Here is a 17,972-nt window from a genome sequence, read left to right as displayed (position 1 = left end):
TTGTGTAGCGTTAAATATTACATTTAATAATATATTTATACCATAAAATAAATACACAAATACTATGGATTTAAGATACAGTAGAAATAGAATATATATAAACTCTGAAGAGCAGAAGCTTATAAAAAACATACCAATACTTATAGCTGGTAGTGGTATCGGTAGCGTAATAGCTGAATGTGCTCTTAGACTAGGGTTCGAACATATAAATATAGTAGATGGTGACTCTGTGGAACTTTCCAACTTAAACCGTCAGAATTATTTGATGGATGATATTGGGAGTAATAAGGCTGAAGCTATTAAAAGGAGACTCCTAAGTATTAATCCCGATGCTGAGATAAAGTCCCATAATCTATTTATAGATATGGATAATATAGAGTCTATTATAGGTAATAATAAAATTGCAGTAAATGCCATAGATATTACTTCTGAGGTACCTCAGTTTTTTGATAAAATATGTCAAGAGAAAAATATTCCAATTTTACATCCTTATAACCTCGGTTGGGGTGGATTAGTTGCAATTATATCTCCAAAAGGTTTTATGTTAGATATAATTAATAAAAATGATAAACCATTAAATGAATTAAAGGTTGTAGAGTACTCTACGAGCTATATGAGGTTTTGGAATTCACCTCAAGTTTGGATTGAAGAGATTATTGAAAAATATAAAGAAGAAGATAATACACTGCCTCCACCACAACTTTCTGTAGCATCTTGGCTAGTAGCCTCAATGTGTACAGACCTTATCTTCAGAATAGCAACAAACCGAGAAGTAAAAGTGTTTCCAAGATTTTATTTATCCACTATCAAAAATGAATAGTCCTTATATCAACCTGTTATTAGTTGCAAAAAATATAGCTTCAGAAATATTAGAAACTTCTAGTTTTTCAAACATTTTTTTTCTATGGAATTTCACCGTATCTGCTGAGACAAAAATTGTTTCAGCTATTTGGGCAATAGAAAAACCTCTAGCTGAATAAATTAATATCTCTTTTTCTCTTTCGGAAAGTTTTATTCTTTCTTCTTCTTTCCAAGAATCACTCTCAACATTATAAACTAATTTCATATTTTCCCCTTTTTTATATAGAGTGATATTTCCAGATTTTTTCTTTTCTGAGATTGTAACTAGACACATTGCCTTCCAAATCTTCCCTTCGGATGTTAAATATATCGGAGTGATTTTTTGATTAACTAATATAGTTTTTCCTTCATCATTTTTAAGGTGAAAATCATAAGAAAGAAAGTGTAAGAGTCTTTCCTCTAAGGGAATTCTATGAAAAAATTCAAATCCTGCTGTATTTACTTTCAATAAAAGTTCCAAATCTTCTTTAGGAACATGTTTGAAGTAAAAGGCATACCCCATTTCTTGAACCTCTTCAGGACTATGACCGCATAAAAATAGCGGATTATGAGAAACAAAGTCAAACCCTTGTTTCTGGTAGTCTATAATATAAACACTACTGTAAGTAACTCTAGAAAATGCTTCTATAGTAGCCAAATAATTATATGTTTGTTTCAATTCCTTCTCAGAAAGTTTATTAACAGTGTTTTTATCAAAGAAAAAAGGATTGTTATCCATAATCTAAACAAGTGGTTAATTTTTATTTCCGAATATAGGAAAAAAATGTTAAAAAAAAGAGACATAAAATTATTTTTTTACTTTTCATCATCTATATATATCTAAAAAATAGAACTACACTTTTGTGTAGTTTTCTGTATATCAAATAATTACTACACTTTTGTGTAGCTAATTCTAAGATTAGAAATTATAACTTTGAATTGTCAATAAAAAGAGAATTAGTTTACATGTATAAATTGGTAATACTATGTATTTGTTATCTAAAAATGAATTATCAGACTTTGTAAAATTTGTAGTAATTGAGAATTACAAACATCATACTGCTGGGCTATATGATACAAATTTCTTTTCAAATATTAAATCTATTAATGAAATGGAAAGCATGTTTTTCGACAATGCTAAGATATATGTAAATAAAAATGATGATCAAAACATAGTTAGCGGTGTTAGGGTGTTGAAGTGGAATTGTATAGATGAATTACCTATACAGTCTCTATTTGGAATAAATCCTCTAGAAATTGTCAATATAGATCACTATAATTCAATTTGGCATATCGGAAGATTAGCTATTAATAAAAAGTGTAGCAATCTAAGATCATTGAAAAAAATACTAGTAAACGCTTTCGTTGATATATGTAAAGATACTAAATCTGTTGTTTTTGCAGAGTGTGATAATAAGCTATTAAGAGTTCTAGAGAGATTAAATATTGAGATAATTAGGTTAGGAAGGTCTAAAAAATGCTTGGGATCTTTAACGACACCAATATGTATAATGTATGAAGGACTGATTAATTTCTATAATAAAAATAAGCACCTTCTATCATTTGAATTGGTTAGCAACTCCTCGAAAATAGGAACCTACACAAAAGTGTAGTTTTTGCGATTAAATCAGTAAACTACACTTTTGTGTAATTATTATTCAAATAAAACATGATAATTTTGTAAATTATGAGAAATGTATTTTTAAATTTTTTGGTGCTAATGTTTAGTACTGTGGTTTTTTCCCAAAGTGTAACTTACAAGGGGAAGATAGTTGATGAACGACAAACTCCAATTTCATATGCGGATGTTTTAGCTATGGATGATAATAATAGCATTATTGAAGGGGTTATTACTGACAATAATGGTGATTTTAAACTAGAAATAGTAAATAATGCATCTGTAGATCATATAGAAATAAGTTTCATAGGGTTCGAAACTCAGATAATTAAGCCTAACACATTTGAACTCGGAACTATAGTTTTGAAAGAAGAGGCTACAGAGTTAAAAGAAATTGTGATTGTAGCAAGAAAAAGAATGATTGACCAAAAAGTTGACAGGCTAGTATTTAACGTTGAAAACTCTGTCTCTTCTAGCAATGGTAGTGCTTTAGATTTGCTTAAAGTTACTCCAAGTGTTCAAGTTAATAATAATAGCATAAATATTATAGGTAAATCAGGAGCTAGGGTTTTGATTAATGATAGAATAGTACAACTCTCTGGAGAAGAATTGGTGAGTTACCTGAATAGTTTTTCTTCTGATGACATTAAGAATATCGAAGTAATTACCACTCCACCAGCAAAGTATGAAGCAGAAGGAAATGGCGGACTTATCAATATTGTTTTGAAAAAACCAAAAGAAAATTCTTGGAATAATCAGATTAGAGCTTCATATGTACAAACAACATATCCAGCTATTAAGTTAGGGAATACATTTAACTACAGTCACCAAAAATGGAAAGTTTTTGCATCACTAGATGGCAAAAAAGGAAATGAGCAGAGTCTTGCTAAAATGAACATTCACTACCCAGATCAAGTTTGGAGGGATACGATAAAAACAAAACATTCGGTAGACTATGTTTCAGGAAAATTAGGCGTTGATTATCAAATAAATGAAAGGTCAGTGATAGGTCTCTTCTACTCTGGAGAATATAAAAAACCTAATTCGATTGAAAATAGTACAACTTACATTACTAGTGATAGCAATATTTTACTAGGAAAGATAGTAAATAATGGGAATATGAAACAGAAAAATGTAAATAACATTCTAAATGTGCATTATTCGCAAAAACTAGATACTTTAGGTAGGGAAATGTTTATTGATTTAGATTATTTCAATTATAAGAACACTAAGGATCGAGAGTTTACTAGTGAACAATTGGGTAATCATACATCATTTCAAATGACTAATAATACAGGTGTTCAAAATATTGAAAATTATAGCGCTAAAGTAGATTTTCAGCACCCAACTAAATTCGCTAACTTTTCTTACGGAGGTAAAATTGCTAGAACAAAAACTAATAATGATGTAAATTTCTATGATTTGAGTAACGGATCGCCAGTATTTTCTCAAAATAAAAGTAATGTATTCAAATATATAGAAGATATTCAAGCATTATATTTGGATATATCTAAAAATTTCAGTGAAAGTTTACAAGCTAAATTAGGGTTACGTTCAGAATTCACTCAAACTGAGGGGATTTCAAAAAACTTAAGTCAAGTTGATCGAAAAAAATATGTGCAATTATTCCCAACTCTATATTTGTCTTATACTAAGGATAGAAATAATATGTTCAACTTGTCTTTGAATAGACGTATCAGTAGGCCAAGTTTTTCAAGGTTAAATCCATTTAAGTTCTATACCAATGCTAACTCCTATGTGGAAGGGAATCCTAGTTTACAACCAAGTTTTTCAAACGAAATAAGATTTAAATATATATATAAAAGAGCCTTTATTACAGAATTGTTTTATAGTTACATTCAAGATGTTGCAAGTCAAGTTCCGAGAATAAATGTAAGTAAAAATCAACAATATTATACATTCCAAAATGTGGGTAATTTACAGATTTTTGGTGCTACACAGACAATTTTGTACAATCCATTTAGCTGGTGGAATACTACAAATATTATTTCAGGATTTTATCAGAATACTAAAACAAGTATTGATGTAGGAACTAATAGAATTTTTAATGGATGGAAGTTACAACTATATAGTAATCAAGTTTTTTCTCTAAATCAGGATAAGACATTTCTTTTAGAGTCATCTTTTACAGCACAGTCAAGAGGGCATGAGTTTCTCTTTGAAACATCACCTGCTTGGAAGCTAGATTTAGGTCTAAGAATGAAATTTATGGATAAAAAGTTACAACTAACAGCTAGACTTAATGATGTATTTAAGACCTCCTCTCCTGATTTTACCACTTACACTAACGGCATAAAACAAGTTTATAATACTTATAATGATAATAGATATTTCACTCTTGGATTAAGTTATAATTTTGGTAATGATAAGATTAGAGTGAAAGAAAAAGAACTTGGAAACAAAGATGAAGTAAAAAGACTAGATTAATTTCTTATAAAACAGTCCGTAAATAGTCCAAGGACTCAAAAGAACAAGACTTATAACCTCAAAATTCTATCAAAATGGAACAAGTGCAAGTTGATAAAGACCTTGACTTCTTCGATATCAATGTTATCTGCTTATAACATTATCAAGTTAAGAAGTACCATAGTCCGTAAATAGTCCAAGGACTCAAAAGAACAAGACTTATAACCTCAAAATTCTATCAAAATGGAACAAGTACAAGTTGATAAAGACCTTGACTTCTTCGATATCAATGTTATCTGCTTATAACATTATCAAGTTAAGAAGTACCATAGTCCGTAAATAGTCCAAGGACTCAAAAGAACAAGACTTATAACCTCAAAATTCTATCAAAATGGAACAAGTACAAGTTGATAAAGACCTTGACTTCTTCGATATCAATGTTATCTGCTTATAACATTATCAAGTTAAGAAGTACCATAGTCCGTAAATAGTCCAAGGACTCAAAAGAACAAGACTTATAACCTCAAAATTCTATCAAAATGGAACAAGTGCAAGTTGATAAAGACCTTGACTTCTTCGATATCAATGTTATCTGCTTATAACATTATCAAATCAAGAAGCAATAGTCTCAAATTAATTTAGAGCTAAAATAAATCAATAACCTGAAAAAAGAGGTTGTAAACTTCAGCCTCTTTTTTCCTTTAAAAAAAATAAAATGAATATTTCACACAACTTTTTTATATACTTTAAAAATAATGAACCGCTAATATACAACTTTAAAACTAAAGAAGAGTATTCTGTCAGAAAAGAATATCTAAAAACTCTTGTTGATTATTCTAAATCATCAATTGAAAATACTGATTTCGAACGTATTGTAGAAGATTTTATAAAGACTGATATTCTTACACTAAAGAATAACAAAGAAACTCCTTACCTTAATTATTACGCTCATATTTTTCACAATATTACCAAAGACACTTCTGTTAGTATGTCGGAATCTACAGAAGAAGAATGGGCTAGTACTTATCTAGAAATTTGTGAAAGGGTACAGAAAAAAGAATTTCCTGAAAGAGGAAGCATAGAAGACTTTGACACTGTCCATAAGTTACCAAATCCTAATAAAATAGAAGTGGAGCTTTATGATACTCTAAAAAAAAGAAAAACAATTAGAGAGTTTGAAAAAAATAAAACAGAATTAAATAAATTAAGTAATTTACTATATTACACTTTCGGCTATATTCATGGTGAAGAAGAAGATTATTTACCATTTAAAAGAAGAAGTAGTCCATCTGGTGGTTGCCTTCAAATCATTGAGCCATATATAGCAATTTTTAATGTTGAAGGAATTGAAAATGGTATCTACTGGTATGAACCTAATACTCATTCAATATGTAAAGTTAGTAATCACTTCAATTATCAAAATCTAAGGGAATGCTTGGCTGGACAATTTTTTGGAAATGATTGTTCCTTTGGGATATTTTATGTAGCCAATCTGGAAGTCTTAGCTTGGAAATATAAAACTTCTAGAAATTACAAGGTTGTGTTTCTTGAGGCTGGGCATTTTTCTCAGACTTCACAATTAGTTGCTACTTCTATTTCATTGGATACCTGGGTTACAGGTGCGTTTAAAGATAGTGATATTGAAAAGCATTGTAAACTAGATGGCATTAGTAAAATTCCCGTTTTTTTCACAGCTTATGGTAAGGGAAAATTCTCTCATATGCACACAGCAATGAAAAAGAAATTAGAAGAGAAGAAACAGAAAAAAAACATTCTTTAATATCAAATTAAATATCATCAATTATGAAATCAGAAAGAGATACTATCAATTTATTTTTCGGTTATTTAAAGCCTTATGTTTTGAGTGAGGTATGCCTCCTTTTGTTTATGTTTATTTCTAGCCTAGGTACTTTAGCTACTCCGTATATTCTAAAGATTATAATTGATGATATTTTTCCAAGAGGAAATTTCAAGGATTTGATTTTAATTTTACTTATACTCTTAACGGTTTATATCTTGCAAACGATTTCATCAATAATTGGTGATACACTTTCTACAAATATCAGTAAGAAAATTTCTTCTGACATAAGGGCAGATGTTTTTGTAAATTTATTAGATAAAGATACTTCGTTTTTTAAAAACACTAAAATTGGAGAGTTATTATATATACTTACTAATGATGTTAATAATATTCAACACGCAGTTTCGTCTTTACTAATTACTCTAACTAAAAATTTTTTAATCTTTATTGGGGTAATTATATTACTACTAACACTTAACTTAAAATTAACCATTATCAGTTTAACTTTATTACCATTTACATTTTTATCAATAAAGTTTTTTACTCCTCGTTTAAAGATAACATTTAGAAAACTTCAAAATGGAGAAGGTGATTTAAGTGATTTTTTAGTTGAGAGGTTGAGAAATTTTAGATTGATAAAAAGTTATGGAACTATTAACTATGAGAGTAACAAATTAAAAGAAAAACATAAGTTATTAGTTAAATCACATGTAAACAATACATTAATAAACTCATTGAATAATAATGTTACTACTTTTTCTATTGCTCTAATTCCTATTTTTGCATTGATATTTGGAGGTAAACAAGTTTTTGAAGGTTCTATGACAGTAGGAACGTTAGTCGCATTCATACAATACTTAGCAAAGTTATTTAATCCTGCTTTTACGATAGTAAATGGCTATGGTGAGTTCACAAAATCATTTGTTTCAATGAAGCGAATATCTAGTTATTACAAACAATCATACTCTAATAATGTATCAAAAAGAAGTATTGATATTATTCAAAAAATAGAATTTGAAAACGTTTCCTTAAGATATGGAGATAATCTCATCTTGGATAATATAAGTTGTAAATTTGAAACTGGAAACACTTATGTAATTAATGGTTTTAGTGGAAGTGGAAAATCGTCATTGATAAACCTGGTTTGTGATTTTATACACCCTACAAGTGGTGAAATTAAAGTTAACGATATAAAAATTAATGAAATTGAAAATTTATCAGACCATTATAGTTTAATTGAAAAAGAGAATCAATTATTTCATGATACAATTGCTTATAACATCAACTATGGTGTTAATAAAGATAATAATGACATAAGAAAGATTATCGAGCATGTTCAATTAGATAGCGTTATCAATGATCTTAGTGATGGATTAGATTCTACCATATCAACTTCTGGAAGTTTTTTATCCGACGGACAAAAGCAAAGAATATCAATAGCGAGAGCTATTAATAAGTCTTCCTCTTTATTCATTTTTGACGAATCAACATCATCCTTAGATTCTCAATTAGAATTTGATATTATTAACAAGATAAGAATGTTAAACCCATCTTCCATTATAATAATTATATCTCATCGTATAGAAACTTTTAAGCTTGCAGATGTTGTGATTAATGTTGAGAATGGTAAGTTAGTTTAAAATGATCTATATTTTAAAGTTTTCAGGAAAAAGCTGTATCGGTTGAATACTAAGCTTTTATAAAGATTATCAAAAAAGTCAGGTAACGATTTGGTAACGGTGCTTATTGCTTTGTATTTCAACGTGTTTCCGTTAGCTCAAAGCAAATATACGAATTTTTTGTTTCTCAAAAACAAATAAACATTTTATTCCCTATCGTGATTACAGGACAAGAGAAAAGGGCTTGCAAAGCCCTTTTCACATAATACTGATAGAATAAACTCTGTCTTTCGTCCTTGTTCTTCCGTTTTATTCAAGTACGTTCACAACAGCTTAATACCTGTATTTTCATTATCCTGTCTGTTTCTATTAGTTAAAACAGGGAACTTAACGACTACTTTGCCAATTTCAATATTCTATATGCCCCTCTTGCCACAACTACAAATACAATAGCTCCGATAATCAAATCGGGATAGCTCGAGTTTAACCAATTGACCAAAATTCCTGCAACGATAACCCCTGAATTGATTATAACATCGTTTGACGTGAAAATCATCGAAGCCTGCATATGGGCTTCTTTACTCTTGTTCTTTTGCAATAGGTAAAGACAAAGTACGTTTGCTATCAATGCCAAAACAGAAACAATAATCATTGTTTTGAAATCGGGCATCGCTTCTATTCCGATAAAACGTCTGATAACTTCAACAAAACCGATAACGGCTAACAGGATTTGAAAGTAACCTGCAAATTTGGCGATATTGTTTTTTCTTGCAATCGTACCCCCAACAGCAAACAAAGCCAATGCGTAAACGATGCTATCGGCAAGCATATCCAAGCTATCCGCTACCAATCCCATTGAGTTGGAAAAAATACCGAACAACAGTTCCAATCCAAAGAAAACGAAATTGATAATCAATACCGTCCATAGTAGTTTCCGTTGGCTATTGCTTGTATCTGTTTCAACAACTGCGTTAGTTTCTTCGGTTGAAATCAGCGTTGTATTTAGGTTCAAGGTTTCCAAAGCTGAAAAAATCGGCTCTGGGGTTCCACTATGGTAAACATTTAGTTTTCTATTGGGAATATCAAATTCCAATGACTTTACCGTATCAAAGTTTTGCAGTTTCATACGGATTAATTGCTCCTCACTTGGGCAATCCATTTTTGTTATATTAAATATGGTTTTATTCATCTTCTTAAAGTCTAAATTTTATTCCTCCGTTAATTACAAATCCGTCTAATGGTGCATAGATGTCTTTAAAAACAGGGTTGGTTATTGTACCTGTATAAATGTTGTCGAAACGTGTCTGTCTTGTATCAAAGAAATTTTCAAAGTTAATGTACAAAGAAACCATTCCCAAATTTTTCCTGCCATTAGCTCCATTAACTCGCTTTCGTTGATGGGGTTTCTTTTCTTTCTCATACTTCTATTATTTTTACAAATTCCTTAATAAAGTCGTCCAGAGAAATTAAATCCTCGCAAGCATCGCTATGTATTTCGATTGAATGATGAAGAAAATGCAAAGTTTTTTATCCTTGTTTGAACAATCGGGAATGAAGTATAAAGCCCATTTTATTACTTCAGTTCTTTTCAATAGAGAAATTAAAACGGTAAAAATTGATAAAACAGCCATTGATTTTTATACCAAATTCACCGAGTTAAACGCTCAATTTAGAAAAATAGGTGTCAATTACAACCAGATTGTCAAGATACTTTACCGCCATAACATCTTACACGCTCATCAACCATCTGCAAAATTTTTTAAGCCTTAAAAAATCCTCTGTCTCAAAAAAAATAAATTTGCGTAATTCAAAAACGTAAAATACATTTGTGGGCAGGTTGAGAAAAGAGAAAAATCTCAACGGAAAGTTTTAACAAAAAAAAATAACGAAATTTTAACAAATGAAATTTGTGAGTTTCAAAATAAAGTGTAAACACACACACACACACACACACACAGATAATAAGCTAAACAACTTATTATCAATAACTTATAATAATTTATTGCTTCCCCGCGGGAGCGAACCGCAAAGCCGTGCAAGAAAATCTTGTGCGGTTTTTCTATTTTCACCTGTGTGAAAGTAGTAATTTCTTCAAAAAGAAGAGCCTCACGGGTTGGGGCTCTTTCTAAATGAAGGAGCAAAAAAAGTTGAAAAAAAAACAGCAAAAATTTAATTAAGAAAAGAATAAATCAATAAAATATTAACCAAAAAAATAAAACAAATGAAGAAATTATTATTTTCTTTAGCCGTATTATCAGCGGTTGCGGTCACTGCTCAGGTGGGCATTAACACAGATACACCGCAAGCGACTTTGGAGGTGGTATCCAAAGAAAATAGTGCCGCCACCAGCGCACTCAAAATTAAAAATAGTGATAATAATCCGCTAATCACGGTGAGTAATGCTGGTAGATTGGGAATACAGGTAAAAAACCCAAGTGACCTTAATGGTATTTTTCAAATAGATGCAATAAAAAAGAAGGATAATTTTGTATTTGGTAATGATATTATCTTTAATCATTATATGAATGGGCATTTAAATCCAAATGATCCAATAAGTCTCTATTTTAATACCTACGGAGGCACGAAAGAAAATCCCTTACCGTTACCTACGGATGCACTTCTACACAATAGTTTTTATACGGGATATATAGGTAATGAGCTACAACATCTAACATCTTTTTATAGTAGATATAGAGGAGACGGCACAACAAAATTATCAGATTATAGTATTGGCGTATCAGGAGCAGGTAATGATTTTTATATTAAAGAAGATCATACGGTTGGCATACGTACTAATAATCCTACCGCAACCTTGGACATCAACGGAACAGCAAGAGTACGCGAACTCAAGGGCAATGTAAGTGATACAGAATATACTCGCTCTATAGTGGCAGATGCAAATGGAAATCTGGGCTATGTACCCCGAACTGACCCTACCATACTGGGAACCACACAATTAGTGCAAGGCAACGCAGTAACAACAGAAGCACCTTTTCCAAATCGTATAAGAACCTTCCATGATTATAAACAACATCTTGCTGAAGGAAAACCTAACTTAACTCGCTATATGGGGCAGTCCATTACACTACCACCCGGCAAATGGGTTATTTATTACGGATCTTTATTTATCAAGTACAGAGAAGATGCTTTAGTAGAGCAAGTTGATACCCCGAGTGGAGAAAAAATCAGTGTAGTAAAACAACCTTCTGTATGGGTAAGAACAAGGTTTTATGAAACTAAAGAGCCACAAGATTTTTTAAATTCCCAACACATTGTTCCGGTTGATAACGCTTCTTCTATATATAACTCAGTAGAATTAACTTTTACAGGTCGTCATACACCTCTTTATGGCACTTTTCTAATTACACTAACAGAAACTAAAACCATTTACTTGCATGCTTTCTATGATTATATGGAAAATTTTTCTAACGAGGTAAAGGGTCGGTTAATAAGTCTAGGTAGGAGAGAAAATTTAGTACGGAGTGAAAACTATTTATACGCCATTAAGCGTTATTAAATTTTGTGTCTTAAAACGATTTGGAGACTAGATATTTTCAACATTCTATAAGGCTTTGTGTTAAGTATCTAAGCCTGTTGAGAATATTTAGTCTTTGTTTTTCGTGCGACTATTGTTTTGGGTACGCCTGGTTCGGGTAAATCCTATGCTATTGTAAACAATTATATCAAGCAACAAATTGAAAAAGGTTTTTCAATGTATATCTACGATTTTAAGTTTGATGACCTTTCTACCATTGCCTATAATCACTTATTAAAACACTTAGATAAATACGAAGTTAAGCCTCAATTCTTAGATATTCTTATCCATATAAGTTTCTAAGGAATTGACTAATTGATTCAAAAATAAGGTTCTTGAACTTGAACGACTTTTCATACGGTGGAAAGTATGATGAATATCTTGTAATTCAATCTTAAATAAAGCCTGAAAAGTTACGGCGATTTTATTCAGACTAATTTGCCCACCTGATATGGCTTTTGCAGCATGTAGTGCATAGATAAGCTCGACTATAGCAGCTTTACTTTCTGCCCAATGAATTGAGCGATGGTTTTCAAAAAATGATTGTGCCTACTTTTTAATCGTTTTTTCTCTTTAGCAAAATAGTCTTCGTAAATTTTTCCTTTTGTAGTAGGACGAATCATTTCCAATGCTTCAGGGATAACGGTTGCTACATGCAATGTTACCTTTTCCTCTTATCTGTGGATGTCTTGAAAGACTTTTTCAAAATACTGTTCCATATTGTTTAAATATTTAAAATTATGTCCTACAAAATTACGGAACAATCATAAAAAAGTCATTAGTCAAGGAAGGCATATCTTTTAACTTATATTACCTCGCCTGCACGGTGCGAGTCGGCATCCATAGAGGAGCACGCTTGCACCGTGCAGGCGAGGTAAAGTTATAAGAATTTGTTCAAAAAGTAAATATGTTGTATCCTCGCTGTGTTGAGTTTCAATGAAAATCAATGAAATCAAAAGAAGTAAGTTGAGTTACTAATTCGTTACCTAAAATTTAAAATACACCTATAATATTTTATATTTCAATAATTTAAAGATTAGTATGAATTTTAAATTAAACAATATTTTTAATATGTTAACTCTAACCATCAGGTACGAATCTTGGTTTTAATTAACAATGCAAACATACTATGAGAAGTGAGACAAATACATAATGACAATATAGAGTCAATCTAATAAATAGATTATATGAGGAGTGAATATCATATTTTACTATATTAAATATCCTTTCTAAACCCGTAGTGCATTATAAAAAAGGTTGCCCATGAGCCTAAAGAAAAGCAAATTGCATTGGTTACCAATCAAATACAATTATGAGCAACCTAGAGGCAAATTACAATTTTATTTTGAATAAACTAATAGAAATTTCAGGAACTGAAAATTTCTATTTTAAACCAGTGAAACCAAAATTATCTGATATAGAGTTGATAAGCTTAATTATTTTAGCAGAATTTAAATCTATCGATTCTGAGTATCAACTTTTTAGAGAGATAAAAGGTTGGGCTATTGAATCTAAAATTGAAAGGAGTGTTTACAACAGAAGAAAACGAAAACTCTTCCCTTTTCTTGAAGAAATTAGGTGCAAAATGGTGAAAAAGTTCAATGATTTTGAAAACTATTTTTTGGTGGACAGCATGCCTTTAGAAGTGTGTAAATTATCCCGCTCTTCCAGAAGCAAAATCTGTAAAGAAAATAGCTTTTCAATGCCAAATAAAGGTTTTTGTGCTTCTCAAAATCTACACTTTTATGGTTACAAGCTACATGCGATCTGTTCTATTGCTGGTGTGTTCCAAAGTTTTGACTTATCTCCCGCCTCCGTTCACGACATTCATTATTTGAAAGACATAAAACTTCAAATTTCTGATTGCGTGTTACTTGGAGACAGGGGCTATCTTTCTCAAACGGTTCAGCTTGACTTGTTCAATGAGGTAAAAATCCAGTTAGAAACCCCTAAAAGAAAAAATCAAAAAGATTACAAACCTCAGTTCTATCCATTCAGAAAGTGTAGAAAACGTATAGAAACTTTATTCTCGCAGTTGTGTGACCAATTTATGATACGGCGTAATTATGCCAAATCTTTTGAAGGATTCAAAACAAGAATATTGACAAAAATTACCTCCTTGACTACTATTCAATATCTCAATAAATTTGTCTTTCATAGTAACATTAACAATTTAAAAATTAACCTCATTCGATAATGCACTACGGGTATTAAAAATAATATGTACAGGAGGTTTTTCAAACGAGTTTATTTATATGACTTGTTCAGTAATTCTATGGCTTTTTCTGTTATTTCAAGTTCTTTCTCTGGAGAGTAATCCATCACTACCGTATCCTTTTCAACTTCTTCTAATCCTTTATCTGAAGATTTTTTATACGGAACTATATTTGCTTTTTTATCTTGAATATATAGTTTACAATTTTTAGAATTATTATATAATTTTTTTAGAGAGGGTTCTTTTAATAGTTTTAAATAATTTATACTTTCTCTCTGATATTCTTTATAATTCATTTTTTTACTTGCATTTAAGCACGTCCATATAGCCTCATTTATTTTTTCCATATCTGTTGTTATTTCCAAAATAAAAACAGGAGTATTTGCAACATAAATTCCAACATCTGTACTGTAAATCGTAATAATTTTATATTGTGTTTTAGTTTTATATATACTACACATCTGACGATTTTTTCTTTTATTATCCATTTTTAAAAAGTCCTTTATTCTACTTAACATAATTAATTATTTTACAACTCTAACATTCATTTTTATACCTTGCTGTTCAGCATATTTTATAGCTTGATTAATCTGTTTTATTTGCTCTTTGGTAGCCCCTTTAGGAATTCCAACTTCTAATATCTTTTTCTTAATATCTTTTTCTTCTATAATTATTTTACTCCATTCTCTACCTTTAAAGCTAGACAACTTGTCAATATAATCCTTCAGCTTGTTGAAAACATTATTACCTTTTAAGTAAGATTTTGCCTCACCTACACCAACAAATAAAGTTACTACATCAAATGTTAGTTTTCCTTGATTATATCTCGCTTGGTTACTTACACTAGCCGTTTTATCTATATATTCAGATAATTGTTGTTGAATGGATTGAGTAACCTGTTGTAATTTTTCTTCACTTGAAAATATTTCATAAATCTGCCGAAGCATTAATACTGCATCTTTTCGCTTTTGATAGCAAGCAGTACTAATCCATGCTCTAAATGAAACAGGATTTATACAATCTAAAAAATCTACAAATTTTACTGCTCCATCTATTGTTTCAATAGCACCATCTATAAATCCTGAGTAGAATGCAGGATCAATATAATAATAAACAAAAATACCATTTGGGATATAATTGTCATGATCCTATAAACAACGAGGTATATATCCTTCGTCCTGTTTTTTATACTGTTCTTTACAATTTTTTAAAAATTCCCAAAATTCTTCAAGTTTATTATATAACTCTGTATCTTTTTGAAGTTGGCTATTTATTCTCTCTAAACTTTGCTCATATTTTTTTAATTTAAAATTATTTCAATTCTTCTATAATAGAATTTAAAGCTTCAGACGGGCGCATGGAAGCATTGGTTTTATCAGTATCGGGGTGATAATAACCGCCTATGTCTTGAGCTTTGCCTTGCGCACCAATGAGTTCTTGGTTAATTTCAGCTTCACTCTCATCCAATCTTCTAGAAATCGTCTTAAAGAGGAGAGCTAAATTCTCATCTTGAGTTTGGTTAGCTAAAGCTTTAGCCCAATATTTCACCAGATAAAAATGAGAGCCACGATTATCTATTTCACCCAATTCACGAGCAGGTGATTTATCATTTTGTAAATATTCTTCAACGGCTTGGTCTAAAGTTTCTGCTAAAATCATTGCCCGTGGGTTGTGATTACTTCGGCTCAGGTGCTCTAGAGATGCAGCCAAAGCTAAAAACTCACCCAGCGAATCCCAGCGTAGATAGCCTTCCCCTAGAAATTGCTCAATATGCTTGGGCGCAGAGCCACCAGCACCAGTTTCAAATAGCCCACCACCATTCATCAACGGGACGATGGAAAGCATTTTAGCTGAAGTCCCGAGTTCCAAAATCGGGAATAAATCAGTAATGTAATCTCTCAATACATTTCCAGATGCAGAAATAGTATCCTCACCAGCTCGCATTCTTTTCAATGTTTCTTGCATCGCATCGTCCACATTCATGATGCGAATATCTAAACCTTTGGTATCAAAATCTTTGAGGTAAGTTTGGACTTTATTTCTGATTTTGCGGTCATGTGCACGATTTTCATCCAGCCAAAAAATCACTGGAGTATCAGAGAGTTTAGCACGTGTTACCGCTAATTTCACCCAATCTTTAATGGGTTCATCTTTCGTTTGGCACATTCTAAAAATGTCTTTTTCTTGCACAAATTGTTGCATTAGAACGTCGCCATTTTCTTCCAAAATTTTGATGACACCATTCCCAGGCGCTTGAAAAGTTTTATCATGAGAGCCATATTCTTCTGCTTTTTTAGCCATCAACCCAACATTGGAAACTGTACCAGAGGTAGAAGGATTTAATGCCCCATTTTCTTTCATATCATCAATTGCAGCTTGGTAAAATACAGCGTAAGAGCGGTCTGGGATGATGGCTATAGTGTCTTCTGCTTCTCCATCTTTATTCCACATTTTCCCTCCATTTCTTATCATAGCTGCCATTGAAGCATCGATAATGACATCAGAAGGCACATGGAAATTGGTAATTCCTTTATCTGAATTGACCATTGCTACCCTTGGGCCTTCTGCCAATCGCTCCTGAATCTGCGCTTGAATTTCTTGCTCTTCTGTTCTCCCCTCTAATTTTTCGGCTAGGGTTTGTAGGCCAGCATTAGGCATAATGTCTAATTCATCAAATAATGCTTGATTTTTCTCGTAAATTTTCTTAAAATAAGTTTCTACAATTGCACCAAAAATTAAAGGGTCAGACACCTTCATCATCGTTGCCTTCAGGTGTGCAGAAAGTAAAATATCGTCATTTTTTGCTTCTTCAATGGTTTTGGCCACAAAATCCTTTAAGTCTTGTAAATGCATTACAGAAGAATCAATCACTTCACCTTTTAGTAACGGAGCAAAATCTTTCAGTACTTTTTCTTCTCCTTTTTCGTTCTCAAAAACGATGCGATATTGTGTATCATTTTCTAAAACGGTAGACTTCTCCGTCTCATAGAAATCGCCTTTCTCCATATGAGCTACACGAGTTTTAGAATCTTTGCTCCACTCACCCATGCGGTGAGGATGTATTTGCGCATATTTTTTTACAGCTTTGGGTGCACGGCGATCAGAATTCCCTTCACGCAGCACGGGGTTCACAGCAGAACCCAGCACCGCAGCATAGCGTTTTTTGATTTCTTTTTCTTCTTCATTTTTAGGCTCTACTGGGTAGTTAGGCACATCAAAACCTTGATTTTGAAGTTCTTTGATGGCTTCTTCCAGCTGCGGAACAGAAGCAGAAATATTGGGTAGTTTAATGATATTGGCTTCTGGTTTTTTGGCTAACTCACCAAGTTCTTTCAAAGCATCAGGCACACGCTGATCTTCACTTAATTTTTCAGGGAAATTAGCTAAAATCCTCCCCGCCAAGGAAATATCAGCTTGGGAAATGTAGACATCAGCCATTTTCAAAAAAGCCTCTAGCATTGGCAATAGTGAATGTGTCGCCAACATAGGAGCCTCATCAGTCATCGTATAGTGAATGGTGGATTTTTGAGACATATTCATGAAATTTTATTAAATAATTTGAGTTTTGTCAAAATTAAAGAAATTTTTTAAGCCTTAGAAAATTTTGTGAAAAGCATTTAGCTGATGATGAATGAATTTATGAAAAAATGAACTGAAAAACTTTTGAAAATATTTTATAACTTTGAAGATAAATTAAATTTATTTGACTAACTTTCAGCCTAATATGCTTTTTTTAGATTTGCACGATGCTTTCCGAATGGAGAGGTTGAGATAGAAATTTTCACAGAATTAATTATTCCGACCAAACAACTGATAACCGAGTCGCAAAACAATCGAACGAATGAAGCAGAAGATATTTAATGGAACAGAATACCAAATTTAAATTTAAACAAAGATTTTTTTAAGGCTTAAAAAAT

15 protein-coding genes and 2 pseudogenes are annotated in these 17,972 nt (G+C 31.5%); 9 read left to right on the top strand and 8 right to left on the bottom strand.

From position 1 onward, the window contains the following. The first annotated feature begins 64 nt into the window (after positions 1-64). Positions 65-820 (top strand): ThiF family adenylyltransferase, encoded by a 756-nt coding sequence (locus QOX03_RS05375; protein WP_283670328.1) that lies wholly within the window; start codon positions 65-67, stop codon positions 818-820. A 3-nt stretch (positions 821-823) separates the two neighbouring features. Here QOX03_RS05375 and QOX03_RS05370 read toward each other — a convergent pair whose 3' ends face one another. After that, positions 824-1,579, bottom strand: coding sequence for a response regulator transcription factor (locus QOX03_RS05370; RefSeq protein WP_283670327.1), 756 nt, complete (start codon positions 1,577-1,579; stop codon positions 824-826). Between the two features lie 247 nt (positions 1,580-1,826). Between QOX03_RS05370 and QOX03_RS05365 the strand changes: the two genes are divergently transcribed. The 4 genes from QOX03_RS05365 to QOX03_RS05350 all read left to right on the top strand — a co-directional run bounded on the left by QOX03_RS05365 (position 1,827) and on the right by QOX03_RS05350 (position 8,326). Beyond that, on the top strand, positions 1,827-2,453 hold the full coding sequence (locus QOX03_RS05365) for a hypothetical protein (RefSeq protein ID WP_283670326.1): 627 nt from the start codon (positions 1,827-1,829) through the stop codon (positions 2,451-2,453). Between the two features lie 74 nt (positions 2,454-2,527). Continuing rightward, positions 2,528-4,906: a TonB-dependent receptor gene (locus QOX03_RS05360; RefSeq protein ID WP_283670325.1), complete on the top strand. Its 2,379-nt coding sequence runs from the start codon at positions 2,528-2,530 to the stop codon at positions 4,904-4,906. Between the two features lie 694 nt (positions 4,907-5,600). Next, positions 5,601-6,665: a SagB/ThcOx family dehydrogenase gene (locus QOX03_RS05355; protein ID WP_283670324.1), complete on the top strand. Its 1,065-nt coding sequence runs from the start codon at positions 5,601-5,603 to the stop codon at positions 6,663-6,665. Between the two features lie 23 nt (positions 6,666-6,688). Further along, positions 6,689-8,326, top strand: coding sequence for an ABC transporter ATP-binding protein (locus QOX03_RS05350; RefSeq protein WP_283670323.1), 1,638 nt, complete (start codon positions 6,689-6,691; stop codon positions 8,324-8,326). 373 nt (positions 8,327-8,699) lie between these two features. On the opposite strand, the gene QOX03_RS05345 is transcribed toward QOX03_RS05350, so the two are convergent. After that, on the bottom strand, positions 8,700-9,494 hold the full coding sequence (locus tag QOX03_RS05345; protein ID WP_283670322.1) for a cation efflux transmembrane domain-containing protein: 795 nt from the start codon (positions 9,492-9,494) through the stop codon (positions 8,700-8,702). Positions 9,495-9,575: 81 nt separating this feature from the next. Continuing rightward, positions 9,576-9,725 carry a hypothetical protein gene (locus QOX03_RS05340; protein WP_283671777.1) on the bottom strand — a complete coding sequence of 50 codons (150 nt, stop codon included), beginning with the start codon at positions 9,723-9,725 and terminating at the stop codon, positions 9,576-9,578. A gap of 34 nt (positions 9,726-9,759) precedes the next feature. Between QOX03_RS05340 and QOX03_RS05335 the strand changes: the two are divergent. The 3 genes and pseudogenes from QOX03_RS05335 to QOX03_RS05325 form a co-directional block, all read left to right on the top strand. Next, positions 9,760-10,027: pseudogene (locus tag QOX03_RS05335) on the top strand (plasmid mobilization protein); the annotation flags it as partial. Positions 10,028-10,583: 556 nt separating this feature from the next. Next, entirely contained in the window at positions 10,584-11,822 is a 1,239-nt protein-coding gene (locus QOX03_RS05330) for a hypothetical protein (protein WP_283670321.1), read from the top strand. A gap of 99 nt (positions 11,823-11,921) precedes the next feature. Further along, a pseudogene (locus tag QOX03_RS05325) lies at positions 11,922-12,113 on the top strand (hypothetical protein); the annotation flags it as partial. Here the strand turns inward: QOX03_RS05325 and QOX03_RS05320 are convergent. Continuing rightward, positions 12,114-12,320, bottom strand: a complete 207-nt coding sequence (locus QOX03_RS05320; RefSeq protein ID WP_283671741.1) for an RteC domain-containing protein — start codon at positions 12,318-12,320, stop codon at positions 12,114-12,116. It lies immediately after the preceding pseudogene. 8 nt (positions 12,321-12,328) lie between these two features. Beyond that, entirely contained in the window at positions 12,329-12,499 is a 171-nt protein-coding gene (locus tag QOX03_RS05315; protein WP_283670320.1) for a hypothetical protein, read from the bottom strand. A gap of 653 nt (positions 12,500-13,152) precedes the next feature. Between QOX03_RS05315 and QOX03_RS05310 the strand changes: the two genes are divergently transcribed. Then, a complete protein-coding gene (locus tag QOX03_RS05310) occupies positions 13,153-14,037 on the top strand; it encodes an IS982 family transposase (protein WP_283670319.1) in 885 nt (294 codons plus the stop codon). Positions 14,038-14,087: 50 nt separating this feature from the next. On the opposite strand, the gene QOX03_RS05305 is transcribed toward QOX03_RS05310, so the two are convergent. The 3 genes from QOX03_RS05305 to QOX03_RS05295 all read right to left on the bottom strand — a co-directional run bounded on the left by QOX03_RS05305 (position 14,088) and on the right by QOX03_RS05295 (position 17,589). Further along, a complete protein-coding gene (locus tag QOX03_RS05305) occupies positions 14,088-14,573 on the bottom strand; it encodes a hypothetical protein (protein ID WP_283670318.1) in 486 nt (161 codons plus the stop codon). Positions 14,574-14,579: 6 nt separating this feature from the next. Then, entirely contained in the window at positions 14,580-15,002 is a 423-nt protein-coding gene (locus tag QOX03_RS05300; protein WP_283670317.1) for an endonuclease toxin domain-containing protein, read from the bottom strand. A 364-nt stretch (positions 15,003-15,366) separates the two neighbouring features. Further along, positions 15,367-17,589 (bottom strand): NADP-dependent isocitrate dehydrogenase, encoded by a 2,223-nt coding sequence (locus QOX03_RS05295; RefSeq protein WP_283670316.1) that lies wholly within the window; start codon positions 17,587-17,589, stop codon positions 15,367-15,369. Positions 17,590-17,972 lie beyond the last annotated feature (383 nt).

Source organism: Candidatus Ornithobacterium hominis, from assembly GCF_951229915.1.
Taxonomy (GTDB): domain Bacteria; phylum Bacteroidota; class Bacteroidia; order Flavobacteriales; family Weeksellaceae; genus Ornithobacterium; species Ornithobacterium hominis.
The sequence above is the reverse complement of the archived record's forward strand: the minus strand, read 5'-3'. Positions and strand labels throughout refer to the sequence as shown.

Excerpts from the sequence above, each read along its gene's own strand:
- QOX03_RS05365 (WP_283670326.1), top strand. The coding sequence starts at position 1,827 with ATGTATTTGTTATCTAAAAATGAATTATCAGACTTTGTAAAATTTGTA.
- QOX03_RS05350 (WP_283670323.1), top strand. The coding sequence starts at position 6,689 with ATGAAATCAGAAAGAGATACTATCAATTTATTTTTCGGTTATTTAAAG.
- QOX03_RS05310 (WP_283670319.1), top strand. The coding sequence starts at position 13,153 with ATGAGCAACCTAGAGGCAAATTACAATTTTATTTTGAATAAACTAATA.
- QOX03_RS05355 (WP_283670324.1), top strand. The coding sequence starts at position 5,601 with ATGAATATTTCACACAACTTTTTTATATACTTTAAAAATAATGAACCG.
- QOX03_RS05375 (WP_283670328.1), top strand. The coding sequence starts at position 65 with ATGGATTTAAGATACAGTAGAAATAGAATATATATAAACTCTGAAGAG.
- QOX03_RS05360 (WP_283670325.1), top strand. The coding sequence starts at position 2,528 with ATGAGAAATGTATTTTTAAATTTTTTGGTGCTAATGTTTAGTACTGTG.
- QOX03_RS05295 (WP_283670316.1), bottom strand. The coding sequence starts at position 17,589 with ATGTCTCAAAAATCCACCATTCACTATACGATGACTGATGAGGCTCCT.
- QOX03_RS05370 (WP_283670327.1), bottom strand. The coding sequence starts at position 1,579 with ATGGATAACAATCCTTTTTTCTTTGATAAAAACACTGTTAATAAACTT.
- QOX03_RS05340 (WP_283671777.1), bottom strand. The coding sequence starts at position 9,725 with ATGAGAAAGAAAAGAAACCCCATCAACGAAAGCGAGTTAATGGAGCTA.
- QOX03_RS05300 (WP_283670317.1), bottom strand. The coding sequence starts at position 15,002 with ATGCTTCGGCAGATTTATGAAATATTTTCAAGTGAAGAAAAATTACAA.
- QOX03_RS05305 (WP_283670318.1), bottom strand. The coding sequence starts at position 14,573 with ATGTTAAGTAGAATAAAGGACTTTTTAAAAATGGATAATAAAAGAAAA.
- QOX03_RS05345 (WP_283670322.1), bottom strand. The coding sequence starts at position 9,494 with ATGAATAAAACCATATTTAATATAACAAAAATGGATTGCCCAAGTGAG.